Origin of the sequence: Nitrosomonas communis (assembly GCF_024102715.1) — a bacterium.
Lineage (GTDB): Bacteria > Pseudomonadota > Gammaproteobacteria > Burkholderiales > Nitrosomonadaceae > Nitrosomonas > Nitrosomonas communis_B.
The window spans coordinates 60,658-73,531 of sequence record NZ_JAGFJM010000052.1; the positions used below are offsets into that span (position 1 = coordinate 60,658).

Annotated in this window: 11 protein-coding genes; 7 read left to right on the forward strand and 4 right to left on the reverse strand. The window is 53.8% G+C overall.

Annotation, left to right across the window (positions count from 1 at the left end):
- Positions 1–17: 17 nt before the first annotated feature.
- On the reverse strand, positions 18–2,237 hold the full coding sequence (relA, locus tag J5I83_RS05250; RefSeq protein WP_304053875.1) for a GTP diphosphokinase: 2,220 nt from the start codon (positions 2,235–2,237) through the stop codon (positions 18–20).
- On the opposite strand from relA, the gene J5I83_RS05255 reads away from it, so the two are divergent.
- Entirely contained in the window at positions 2,236–2,628 is a 393-nt protein-coding gene (locus tag J5I83_RS05255; RefSeq protein ID WP_304053876.1) for a hypothetical protein, read from the forward strand. The two genes, relA and J5I83_RS05255, sit on opposite strands and share 2 nt — an antisense overlap.
- A gap of 9 nt (positions 2,629–2,637) precedes the next feature.
- Here J5I83_RS05255 and J5I83_RS05260 read toward each other — a convergent pair whose 3' ends face one another.
- Positions 2,638–3,342: an N-formylglutamate amidohydrolase gene (locus J5I83_RS05260; RefSeq protein WP_304053877.1), complete on the reverse strand. Its 705-nt coding sequence runs from the start codon at positions 3,340–3,342 to the stop codon at positions 2,638–2,640.
- A gap of 272 nt (positions 3,343–3,614) precedes the next feature.
- Between J5I83_RS05260 and J5I83_RS05265 the strand changes: the two genes are divergently transcribed.
- Genes J5I83_RS05265 through J5I83_RS05290 form a run of 6 tightly spaced genes read left to right on the forward strand, consistent with a single transcriptional unit; the run spans position 3,615 to position 11,272 of the window.
- Positions 3,615–5,069: a DUF3375 domain-containing protein gene (locus J5I83_RS05265; RefSeq protein ID WP_304053878.1), complete on the forward strand. Its 1,455-nt coding sequence runs from the start codon at positions 3,615–3,617 to the stop codon at positions 5,067–5,069.
- Between the two features lie 2 nt (positions 5,070–5,071).
- Entirely contained in the window at positions 5,072–5,719 is a 648-nt protein-coding gene (locus tag J5I83_RS05270; RefSeq protein ID WP_304053879.1) for a DUF4194 domain-containing protein, read from the forward strand.
- A complete protein-coding gene (locus tag J5I83_RS05275; RefSeq protein ID WP_304053881.1) occupies positions 5,712–9,089 on the forward strand; it encodes an ATP-binding protein in 3,378 nt (1,125 codons plus the stop codon). Before J5I83_RS05270 ends, J5I83_RS05275 begins: the two co-directional genes overlap by 8 nt.
- Positions 9,086–10,264, forward strand: a complete 1,179-nt coding sequence (locus J5I83_RS05280; protein WP_304053882.1) for a Wadjet anti-phage system protein JetD domain-containing protein — start codon at positions 9,086–9,088, stop codon at positions 10,262–10,264. The genes J5I83_RS05275 and J5I83_RS05280 overlap by 4 nt, the downstream gene beginning before the upstream one ends.
- 31 nt (positions 10,265–10,295) lie before the next feature.
- Positions 10,296–10,814 carry an antitoxin Xre/MbcA/ParS toxin-binding domain-containing protein gene (locus J5I83_RS05285; RefSeq protein ID WP_304053884.1) on the forward strand — a complete coding sequence of 173 codons (519 nt, stop codon included), beginning with the start codon at positions 10,296–10,298 and terminating at the stop codon, positions 10,812–10,814.
- Positions 10,814–11,272, forward strand: a complete 459-nt coding sequence (locus J5I83_RS05290; protein ID WP_304053885.1) for an RES family NAD+ phosphorylase — start codon at positions 10,814–10,816, stop codon at positions 11,270–11,272. Before J5I83_RS05285 ends, J5I83_RS05290 begins: the two co-directional genes overlap by 1 nt.
- A gap of 331 nt (positions 11,273–11,603) precedes the next feature.
- On the opposite strand, the gene J5I83_RS05295 is transcribed toward J5I83_RS05290, so the two are convergent.
- The gene (locus tag J5I83_RS05295) at positions 11,604–11,765 is read right to left on the reverse strand and encodes a hypothetical protein (RefSeq protein ID WP_304053887.1); all 162 of its coding nucleotides are present in this window, start codon (positions 11,763–11,765) and stop codon (positions 11,604–11,606) included.
- A 469-nt stretch (positions 11,766–12,234) separates the two neighbouring features.
- A partial coding sequence (locus J5I83_RS05300) for a 3'-5' exonuclease (RefSeq protein WP_304053889.1) occupies positions 12,235–12,874 on the reverse strand: 640 nt, incomplete at its 5' end.

The following is a 12,874-nucleotide window of genomic DNA, read 5'->3' on the forward strand; positions in this document are numbered from 1 at the left end:
GTGGATCACACGCGCTGCTAAGATTCGCGCCGCCGCGCTGCGATCACATCAGGCACCTGCCGAATCAGTGCCAGCAAGCGCTGCAGCTGGGCCAGATCAGCAATCTCCAGCGAAAACTGCATCAGCGCCAGGTTACTGCGGCTGAGCATGTTGGCTTTGGTGGCGTTGACCTTTTCCCGCACGAACAAGTCGCTGATGTCGCGCAGCAAGCCCTGGCGGTCATAGGCTTCCACTTCGATATCAACGTTGGCGACAAGATTTGTGGCGCTGCCCCAGTGCGCGTGCAGCAGGCGGCTGCGCCGCTCTTCCGGCAGACGAGTGACGAAAGTGCAGGTCTGGCGGTGAATGGTCACCCCGCGCTCGCGCGTAATATAGCCGACGATGACATCCGGCGGTGCCGGCTTGCAGCACTTGGCCAGGCTGGTGAGCAGATTGCCGACGCCTTCGACCACGATGCCCGATGGCGCTCTGGTGGCGTGCATGCGCTTGGCGGTAAAGACAGGCAGTGCTTCCACCGGCTTGGATGGAGTAACTTCTTGAATGACCAACGCAATCTGATGCTCGCTGACATCGCCACGGCCGATGGCGGCAAGCAGATCTTCCAGCCGGTTGTAATGGAGTTTCTGCGCCAGCTTCTCCTGGTTGATACTGCTAATACCGGCCCGATGGAGCTCGCGCTCCAGTTTGGCGCGCCCGCTGGCCACATTCACTTCGAAGTTCTGGTATTTGAACCAGTAGCGCACCTTGGCCCGTGCGCGCGGACTCTGCAGATAGCCGAGCGCAGGATTAAGCCAGTCGCGGCTGGGCGCGCCTATCTTGGCGGTGAGAATTTCCACACGCTGGCCATTCTGCAGCCGGGTGTTGAGCGGCACAATGCTGCCGTCCACCTTGGCGCCACGCGTACGGTGACCGAGGTCAGTGTGCAGGGCGTAGGCGAAATCGATCGGTGTCGAGCCCTTGGGCAGGTCGATCACCTTCCCTTGTGGCGTGAGCACGAAAACCTTGTCCTGGAACAGCTCGCTCTTGAACTGTTCGAGCAGATCACCGCCCTCGCTGACTTCGTCCTTCCACGCCAGGATTTGACGTAACCAGGCGATTTTCTCATCGAATTTACTATCCGACTTGCCCCCTTCCTTGTAACGCCAGTGCGCGGCCACACCCAGCTCGGAGTTGTAGTGCATGTCATGAGTACGGATCTGCACTTCCAGCGCCAAACCACGCGGGCCGATCACGGCAGTATGCAATGAGCGGTAACCGTTGCTCTTGGGACGCGCAATATAGTCGTCAAATTCGCCGGGAATCGGCTGCCACAAGTGATGCACCAGGCCCAGCGCAGCATAGCAGTCCTTGACGTCATCCACCAGGATACGCACTGCGCGCACATCGTAGAGTCTGTTGAACTCCAGATTTTTCCGGCGCATCTTGTTGATAATGCTGTAGATATGCTTGGGCCGCCCGCTGACTTCTGCTTTGATGCCAGCCTGCTGCAGTTCCTGTCTGAGCTGAGCGAGCACATCATCGATGTACTGCTCACGATCCACGCGCCGCTCATCCAGCAGACGGGCAATTTCCTTGTACAGTTGCGGCTCCAGGTAACGCAACGCGTGGTCTTCCAACTCCCATTTAATCTGCCATACGCCCAGCCGGTTGGCGAGCGGCGCAAAGATGCCGCGCGTCTCACGCGCGATCCGCTGCTGTTGCTCGACTGTTGCGCCAGCAAGATGACGCAGTGTCTGCGTGCGTTCAGCCAGCTTGATCAGCACCACGCGGATATCTTGCACCATGGCCAGCAACATCTGGCGCAGGCTCTCAATCTGCTGCACCTGGTCGCCGCTACTGTCTGCTGCGTGCAGTTGCTCGATTTCACTGAACTGACGGATCTGTTCCATGCGCGCGATACCTTCCACCAAACCAGCGACATTAGCGCCGAATTCGCTCTCCACCCGCATACGCCAATCTTCCAGATACTCCGGCACCGCATGCAGCAGGGTGGCAGCAAGCGTCTCGGCGTCCATGCGCATGCCGATAAGGATAGAAGCTGCCCCCATCGCATGGGCGAGCAATGGCGTGCCAGTCAGCGTACGCTGGTCGTCATACAGCGGCGCAGCCATCGCACAAGCCTGGCGCAACAGCGTGATTTCATTGGGTGCAAATTGCGTGGCCAACTCATTCAGCCAGGCTTCAGTATCGGTGTAGTCTGTGACAGACGGGAGAGATTTGCTGCGGATTAAAACCATGAAACGCTTACTGATCCTCCAAATTAAAGCATGCTTACCTCTCAGGCATAAAGCGTACAGGAAAGATAGTCAGCTCAATCACAAAAAGAGCCGAAAGGACAAACCAGGAATCAGATGGGCCGGAAAGATCACGGATCTTTCCACTGAACCGAATCAGCATCCAGAAGATTGCGTCTTGGGCGGGAAACTAAAGCAGCCAAGCATCTCATTGATTCCTGCAAACATAACAAATAAATTGTACCATCTCATCAGGATATCTTCAGCACCAGCATCCGTCATTCCTTCTTTAGCGTGTCAAGCGCTTATGGTCAAGCGCCGTTCGAGTAAGCGTACAGAACGAGTATCGCTGCTTATTCCACTGCTTCATGATGACGCACACATCAACAGGTAACTGCATACTTCATTCAATGATTTCATAAAGCGCTTCCAGCAATAACTGACGCAGTATCTGCCAGCGCCGCCCCCCGCTGACAACATGCTTCTGATTGATTTCCAGTTCGATTCCCACATACGCCGCTGCTGAAAACTGACGACGCAAATAAGCAGTTAGGCCGTCCGCCTTCCCGGCATAGGGATAATTACGCCGGATAATTAATTCAAGCGTCTTTGTTTTAAGACTTGCCTGCCAGCGACAGCATAATGTGCGCTCACCCGCTCTCGCCGGATCATAAAGCAGGCCGATATCGGCATGGCGCACCTGCCCGTCGAGCACAGGCGTGAAACTATGTGCAGCAATATGAATCACCCGCCTTCCCTGGCGGGCCGCCTCAGCGATAGCCCCCTCGACTTGATTGCGATAAGGCAGATAATAACGCCCCAGGATTTCGTGCCGAATGGATTTCGGCGCCCCTTTGGTTGCTTCGGAAAATAATCGGGGATGGCCAATAGAGCGGTTAAGATCAATCAGCAAACGGCTAGTGGTGGATACAAACAAAGACGCGCTCAGCGCCTGCGCCAACTCCTTCGCCATGCGCAATGCTCCACGATCATAACCACGATGACTACGCAGCAAGTGCTCAAACCCACGAAAGAGAGGTTGATATTGACGCGGGATACGATTGCCACCATGCTCACAAGTGATGACGAATTGCGTTGTTGCAGGCAAGTTTTCACCTCCGCATTATCAGATCTATTGAAATAAAACCAGTCCTCTCTCCAAACGAATACTCAGCTCGCGACCAGCAAGGGGAAGCGGTAAACAAAGCCCTGGCATCCAATCAAGACATTGGCATCAAGATTTTTACCGACTGACGAAAATTCCCCAATGAAATCGACTCCTCAATGATATTTTTTCTCCTCTGATAGCTGAGATTATAATGATGTTATTATCCTGATAGTCCAGCTCAACCGAAGTTTCCTGGTTGAGCCCATATTGCAATGATTCTTGATTACGCGATCCTTGATCTGCTGCGCCAAAACCATCCAGCCTGGCGCCTGCTGCGCTCTGATCACGCACCACTGGTAGCAAGTTTTTTGCAGCGCGTGTTCATTGCGCCCAATGTGCGGGTGATGGCGCAAGCAGATTTGTCCGAGGCACTGGAAGATGAACTGTTTACTTTGCGCGAACAACTGGGAGCAGAAGCGTTTCCCAAATCTGCCCTGGAATATCTTAATGACTGGACCAGCATTGAAAAAGGATGGTTACGTAAATTCTATACTCAAGGGTCGGATGAACCGCATTTCGATCTGACGCCGGCCAGTGAAAAGGCCATTGCCTGGCTAGCGACGCTGGTCGAGCGCAGTTTTATCGGCACGGAATCGCGTCTGCTCACCTTGTTCGAGCTGCTCAAACAAATGAGTGAAGGCAGTGAAACCGATCCGCAGGCACGCATTGCTGAGCTGCAAAAACGCCGTGACGAAATCGATGCCGAGATGACCCGCGTGCAAGCAGGCAACATGCCGCTGCTGGACGATACCGCTTTGAAAGATCGCTTTCAGCAATTCATGCAACTGGCGCGCGAGTTGCTTACAGATTTCCGTGAAGTGGAACACAATTTTCGTAACCTGGACCGGCGTGTACGCGAACGCATTGCACTGTGGGAAGGCGCCAAGGGTGCATTGCTGGAAGAGATCATGGGGGAACGCGATGCCATCTCTGATTCGGATCAGGGTCGCAGTTTCCGGGCTTTCTGGGATTTTCTGATGTCGAGCAGCCGTCAGGAAGAATTATCGGCGCTACTCGAACGGATATTGTCCTTGCCACCGATTGCCGAACTCAAACCTGATGGACGCACGCGCCGCATCCATTATGACTGGCTGGAAGCAGGTGAGCACACCCAGCGTACCGTAGCGCAACTGTCACAACAGTTGCGGCGCTTTCTGGATGACCAAGCCTGGCTGGAAAACCGCCGCATCATGGATATCTTGCGCGGACTGGAAGCCAAGGCATTGGCGCTGCGAGAATCACCACCAGCGGGTGAAGTCATGCACATTGCCGACATGGCCGCTACCATCGAGCTGCCGCTGGAACGGCCGCTGTACACGGCAAGCATCAAAACACCAATCGCGCAGATCGAACTGCAATCAGATCATGCTGAAGAAGATGAGGCATGGTCAATGCAAGCGTTATACTCGCAAGTAGTGATCGACAAGGAACGATTAACGCGACATATCCGCCATGCCTTACAAGATCGCCCCCAAATTACCCTGGGCATGTTATGCACACTGCAGCCGCTCCAGCATGGCCTGGCGGAACTGGTGACCTATCTGGAACTCGCCAGCGATTCCTTCAAGACTTTAGTCGATGAAGACGTAACTGAAACAATCGTTTGGCAAAGCACCGCGGAGAAAATGAAACAAGCACGTCTCCCCCGCGTGATTTTTGTGAGATAACCATGGTAGAACAAACGTTTGAAAATGGATCAACGAACCATGACCTATCGGCTCTGGTCATCCCCTTACTCAAAGGCGCGATCTACCAGGAGAGCGATGCCGCTTTATGGCATGCCCTGTTACAGTTACAAGCGCGGGTGCGCGACTATGTGGCCGTGCTGGGACTGGAACTGACCCTGGATGAAGCCGAGGGCTATGCTTTCCTGCGCGCACGTTCTGAATCAGACGATGAGGCAGCACCCAAGCTGCCACGTCTGATCGCGAGACGGCCACTGTCGTTTCCGGTCAGCCTGTTGCTGGCGCTGTTGCGCAAGAAACTGATGGAATTCGATGCAAGTGGCAGCGATACGCGGCTGGTGCTCAGCCGTGACGAAATGGTCGAACTGATACGGGTGTTCCTGCCCGCAAGCAGCAATGAAGCCCGTTTGATCGACCAGATCGAAACACACCTCAACAAGATCGTGGAGTTAGGATTCCTGCGCCGGCTGAAAACGGCAGCAGCGCAGCCAGGGAGACAAGCAGCAATGTTCGAGGTGCAGCGCATCCTCAAGGCGTTTGTCGATGCGCAATGGCTGATGGATTTTGATGCGCGACTGGCGGCCTATCAGACCTATCTTGCGAATGAGCAGGGAGAAAGCAACGATGAATGAACGACAACCGCTGCAACTCGATTTCCTGGCTGACGACACCCTGTCGGGCTTCCGTCTGCAGCGCCTGGAAGTATTCAACTGGGGAACCTTCGATGGCCGCGTGTGGAGTTTGCAGCTCAATGGCAAAAACAGCCTGCTGACAGGCGATATCGGTTCAGGCAAATCCACGCTGGTGGATGCGATTACCACGCTGCTGGTTCCCGCGCACCGCATCGCCTATAACAAGGCCGCCGGTGCTGACAACAAAGAGCGCACGCTACGCTCCTATGTGCTCGGGCATTACAAATCCGAACGCAACGAAATGGGCGGCAGCGCCAAACCGGTCGCGCTGCGCGATCCCAGCAATTATTCCGTCATCCTGGGCGTGTTTCATAATGCGGGTTACGACCAGACGGTCACGCTGGCGCAGGTATTCTGGATGAAAGATACACAAGGACAACCTGCCCGCTTCTATGTTTGTGCCGAGCACGCCTTGTCGATCATCACTGATTTTGCACATTTCGGCTCCGATATCACGCAATTGCGCAACAAGCTGCGTGCTGGGCATGAAGGCCGGGGTATTGAAGTATTTGACAGCTTTCCACCCTACGGCGCCTGGTTCCGGCGCCGCTTTGGCATCAATAACGAACAAGCGCTGGAACTGTTTCATCAAACAGTCTCGATGAAATCGGTAGGCAACCTGACCGACTTCGTCCGCAGTCACATGCTCGAGCCGTTTGATGTCGCGCCACGCATTGCGGCATTGATCGGTCACTTTGATGACCTCAACCGCGCGCATGAAGCGGTGCTGAAAGCCAAACGGCAAGTCGAGCTGCTGACGCCGCTGGTCGCTAATTGTGAGCAACATGCTTTATTGCGCGCGCAGATCGAAGAACGCCGCGCTTGCCGCGAAGCACTCAAACCCTACTTTGCCGACCTCAAACTCGATTTGCTGGAAAACCGGCTCGCGGCTCTGGCCATTGAATGGACAAATCAGGATGCCTTGGTCAAGCGTTGCCAACAACGCCGTGACGCCCAGCGCGCCGAAGTGGATGAGCTCAAACGCAGCATTGCGGACAACGGTGGCGATCGCCTGGAACGGCTGGTCGCCGAAATCCACAAAAAAGAGCAGGAACGTCAGGTGTGTGCGCGCAAAGCGCAACGTTACACTGAACTGGCACGTGTCATTGACGAGCTGCCTGCAACAGATGAAACCAGTTTTCTTGCCCAGCGGCAACGCTTCACAGCGCTAGAGGAAGCAGCACAGGCACGCGATGTTCAACTGCAAAATGAGCTGACCGAGCATGGCGTCAGCTTGCGCCAGGGCAAGCAGGAACACGACCTCTTGTCCGCTGAGATCAATAGCCTGAAAGCGCGGCGCAGCAACATCCCCGCTGAACAGATCGCCCTGCGTACTGCACTGTGCCAGGCACTGGGTCTGCCAGAAGAGAAGATGCCTTTTGCCGGTGAACTGCTGCAAGTACGCGATGACGAACGCGAGTGGGAAGGCGCAGCAGAACGATTGTTGCGCAACTTTGGTCTGTCGCTGCTGGTGCCGGATGAACATTACCCCGCCGTGGCAGCGTGGGTGGATAACACGCACCTGCAGGGCCGCCTGGTCTATTTCCGGGTGCGCCCCAGCGCCCGCAGTGAATATCCGCAACTGCACCAGGATTCACTTGCACGCAAGCTGGCCATCAAGCCCGACTCGCCTTTCTACGATTGGCTCGAGCGCGAGCTAGCCCACCGTTTCGACTTCGCTTGTTGCTCTACGCAGGCGCAATTCCGGCGCGAGACCCGCGCCATCACGCGCGCGGGACAAAGCAAAGCACCTGGCGAGCGTCACGAAAAGGACGACCGCCACCGGCTGGATGATCGCAGCCGCTATGTGCTCGGCTGGAACAATATCGCCAAAATCGCCGCCCTCGAAAGCAAAGCAAAAAAATGGGAAGCTCATCTGGGCGAATTGGCTAGCCTTATCAGCAAAATCCAGACTGAGCAGAGCATGCTCAAGGAACGCCTGGCAGTGCTGTCCAAACTAGGTGAATATACTGATTTCCGCGAACTCGACTGGCAATCGCTCGCCATGGAGGCGGCAACGCTACAGGATGAAAAGCAGAAACTGGAATCAGCCTCCGATGTGCTCAAGCAACTAACGGAACGGCTGAATGAAACCGTTGCAGCCTTGCAGAAAACAGAAAACCAGCTGGAGGCACACAAGGACAAGCGCTCCAAAATCGAGCAAAAGCAAAGCGACACCGAGGCCATGCGCGTGCAAACCCAGGCGCTGCAGCATGATCCGGCTCATGCTGCCTTGTTCGATCAGCTCGACACCCTCCGCAACGAGGTACTGAAAGAACAACCCGTTACAATCGACTCCTGCGATCAGCGCGAGCGCGACATGCGCGACTGGCTGCAAAAGCAGATCGACAGCAAAACGAGAGATCTCGGTACGCTGACAGAACGGATCGTCAAGGCGATGACTTCCTATCAAGAAACATTCAAGCTGGAGACTGCGGAGATCGACGCCAGTATCGAAGCTGCTTTTGAATACCGCGCCATGCTGCACAGCCTCCAAACTGACGATCTGCCACGCTTCGAAGCCCGCTTCAAGGAACTGCTCAACGAAAACACCATACGTGAAGTGGCCAATTTCAAATCGCAATTGATGCGCGAACAGGAAACAATCAAGGAGCGCGTTGCGCGTATCAACGAATCGCTGACAGGCATCGACTACAACCCGGGCCGCTATATCGTGCTGGAAGCCCAGCCCACGCTGGATGCCGATATTCGCGATTTTCAAGCCGATTTGCGCAGTTGCACCGAAGGCGCATTGACCGGCTCGGACGATGCCCAGTATTCCGAAGCCAAATTTATGCAAGTGCGGCACATCATTGAGCGTTTCCGCGGACGCGAGGGTTTGTCCGAGCAGGATCGCCACTGGACTGGCAAGGTTACCGATGTACGCAACTGGTTCCTGTTTGCCGCCAGCGAGCGCTGGCGCGAGGACAACAGCGAATATGAGCACTACTCCGACTCGGGGGGCAAGTCCGGCGGCCAGAAGGAAAAACTGGCTTATACCATTCTGGCAGCGAGTCTCGCCTATCAGTTTGGTCTGGAATGGGGCGCAGTACGCTCCCGCTCCTTCCGTTTCGTTGTGATCGACGAAGCCTTTGGGCGCGGTTCGGACGAATCGGCGCAATATGGCCTGCGCCTGTTTACCCAGCTTAACTTACAACTGCTGATCGTCACGCCTTTGCAAAAAATCCACATCATCGAACCTTTCGTCGCCAGCGTAGGCTTTGTGCACAACCAAGACGGCCGCGCCTCCAAGCTGCGCAACCTGTCGATCGAAAAATACCAGCAAGAAAAGGCAAAGATGACTGGATGAACTGGACCACGCCAGCGGATCTGCGCGCGCAGCTACAAAAGCTGTGGGAGCGGGGAGAAATCCTGGCCAGCCTGGTGAGCGGTGAAGCGTTATTTCCAATGCGTTTGACGCTCAAGCGCCCTACCTCTGCTGAAATAACGGATTACTTTACCGAAGTACGCGCCTGGAGCAGTGCACTCCGGAAAATGACATGCTGCCGGGTGGAAATGCGGCAATTCAAGCACCGCGTATTTGGCACCAATGCCCTGCCCGATGCAGCATGGATCGACACGATCGAGGACGCCTTGAGCCTGATCGGCAAACAACGTGAAGCCGCTCGCTTCACTGCGCTACTCTCAGTGACACGCGCACAGCAACCGGCGCTATTAAACTGGCTCGCCAAGAAACCGCACTCTGCCCTGGCATTGACTGACGAATGGCAGCGCTTGCTGGCCATCGTCGCCTGGCTCAAGGTCCATCCACGGCCTGGCATCTATCTCAGGCAGGTGGATATCCCCGGCATACACAGCAAATTCATCGAGCTGCATCGTGGCGTGCTGAGCGAACTACTGGATATCGCCCTGCCGCCTGCAGCAATCGATTCCACCGCCTCCTCTGGCGTCAATCAGTTTGCACGGCGTTACGGCTTTCTCGATAAGCCGCTGTGTCTCCGCTTTCGCATGCTGGATCGCGCCCATGCCCTGCTGCCAGCGGTTGGCGAACGAGATATTTCACTCGATGCCGACAGCTTTGCCCGGCTCAATCCCAAAGTCACTCGGGTGTTCATCACCGAGAATGAAATCAACTTTCTGGCTTTCCCCGAGGTAAAGGACAGCCTGATCCTGTTCGGCGCCGGCTATGGCTTCGACATGCTGCGCCAGGCAATATGGCTAGAACATTGCAAAATTTACTATTGGGGCGATATCGACACGCATGGCCTTGCCATGCTCGATCAACTGCGCAGCCAGTTTCCGCATGCGCAGTCATTCCTGATGGATCACGCGACCTTGCTGGCGTTCGCAGCACACTGGGGCACGGAAACCAAGCCAACCCAGCGCCACCTGCCGCGCCTGACGCCGGCAGAGCAAGCGTTGTACGATGATTTACGCGAGCACCGTTTGCACAAGAATCTGCGGCTTGAACAGGAACGCATAGGCTTCGAGTGGCTAAAAGCAGCGCTTGCGGCGCTCGCGTGAACTTATCAGGATAGAATCTCTCAATTGAGCTATGATCATTACTCAAATGAGTAAAGGTGTCTTCATGGAAACAACACGCGCAGCAAAAGAAAAACCGGCTACTCCTGCCGCTGCAGAAACCAATGAACGTACAAGCCCCAGCCAGGAATTCTCGCGCTGGAGCAAGAAAATTCTCAAAAGCAACGCTGGCGAAAGGATACGTCTGATCCGGGCAGGCGTCGATGCAATGCTATTGGTCAGAGCCAGCGAATATTATGAAATGCCGCGCGCCAAACTGGCCAGGATTATCGGTTTATCGAGCGCCACGGCAGACCGCAAAATTAAAGCAGGCGACAAGCTGGGGTCAGCCGAATCGGAGCGGCTCACGCGCATTGCGCTGATCGAGGCAGAGGCAGAACAGGTGTTTGGCTCGGCGGAGCTGGCTAAACAATGGATGCTAAGCAACAATCTGGTGCTGGGCGAATCTCCCTTGTCCTTGCTGGATACCGATGCCGGTTCCGCTGAAGTCCGGCGGATTCTGTCAGCCATTGCCCATGGTGGCGCAGTCTGATGCGGGCTTGGCGCATCGCCAAGCGCAAATTTGCTCTGGATCGAAGCGGAGCAGGCGCATATCGGCACGGCGGGCGCTGGAATAATGCCGGCATGCATGCCATCTATGCTGGCCTGACGCCCGAGATCGCCGCGCTGGAAAAACTGATCCACACTGGCGATATTCTTCCGGCTGATCTGGTGCTGGTGCTGATCGAATTGCCAGATGATGCCACGCTATACGAGACACCCGCCCTTGCGGCCTTACCGGCCGGATGGAATGAATTGCCAAGCTCAATCGCTGCCGCCAGCCTGGGCAGCGACTTTCTCATGAAGGGAACGCAGTTAGGCTTCATCATTCCGTCAGCGATCATACCCGAAGCAAGCAATATCATGATCAATCCCCACCACCCGGACTTCACCAGCGTCACGATGAACATCGTACGCCCATTCAAGTTCGACTCCCGCTTCAGACCATGAGCAACGCATCCGTGCGGTCGTTTGCAGCTGCTGTGAAATTGATTCCAAGATGATCAGGCGCTTACTAGGCACTTCTGAGTTGGCTTTTCAGGGACATAACATCAAACTGTCTAGCAACGTGATGATAGTACGCATAAATATTCCCAATTACAGAAAAATGTAATATTTATAATACCCATCTTTGTGCAAATTGTTCTGCAGATGCACTCAGTCGCTAGTTGAATAGCTTATTCCAATTTCTAATATAAACGGCAATTATAAGTAAACATAAATATCTGTAAATAAATAGTTTTATAATATAAATTATTTACTTTTCTATTAGGATTTGGAATTACTTCCATTCATTGATGAGATAGAGGTATTCTTCCCTCAGGATAATCCTGTAATTCTTGGTGGAGATTCCAATATCGATCGTTTCTGCGTTGATTCTTTCGAGCAACGGCCTTTCTATAACTGAATCATTGACACTGGTTTTACCGATGCTTATGCTCAAAACAGGCTAATGGAGAATTTATGGGCAGTTGCCCGGGCAGGCCAAAATCCATTGCACAGCGGGGGTTTCTACATTATTCCAATTTCTAATATAAATTATTTACTTTTCTATTAGGATTTGGAATTAGATGTGGAGGATACTGGCGGGCGCAATGACTATATTTTTGTCAATAAGGTAAAAAGCACACATACGTGAAAGTCGAGGTACTTTTAACACGCTTACTGATCCCAATCAGCCAACCACATCCGATCATGCCGATGTCTTCATTTCAGTAGCCTTGCAATGATGAACAGGATATACGATTTTGCTGGTAAGTTAAGAGATCGCCCTGTGAAGCTGCGCGCAGATTGTCATGAGGCAAAACCACGGGTAACACGGTAAAATATGTGCGCTGAAAAGTAATGCTATCCGCAAAAATCTGTAAAGGGAGCATAGTTTTAAAAGATCAGATTTACTTACCCCTCAATAATCATAATTTGTGTGGTGTCATTATTGGGCAATTTGGGTAAAATGGTTCCAACATCAATACGTGGTATTTGGCCCTTGTGATCCCTACGCGAAGGATTTTTCTACTGCGATGGTGTGGTATTGGATCGTCTCGCCATACAAACGAGGATCGCCACTTATTAATACCATATCTCTGCCCCTCTCGTACGATGATAACAGCATCGAATTGCTTGCCTTTTGATTTGTGGATCGTCATCACATGAATGCCACGTAAATCGTCCACACCCGCAAGTAACTGATCCTCAATAAGAGCGGAATCGAGCGCTTCGCGTGCACGCACGTAAGATCCCTCATTTATCCACATAACAGATAAATTAGCCGCAATCCGCTTACCCCGATTGAAAGCTATAAGATAGTCTAAAGCGCTCGCTATATGGTTAATTTCTGTCCGGTCAGATTCTCGCAACAGCCGTTTGACTTGTGTCCAGTCCTTCCTGGGGTCACCAGTAAGTTGAAGTGACATGGCACCTTGGATCAAGGCTTCTACTGCGCGGGGAAGTTTGGAATTGACAGTTTTGCCCTGAGAAATTTCGTGCGACCATTTTAGATACTTGGTTGCATCGTGTATCGCAGCTTTACTACCGTTGACACGCCTTATGTCC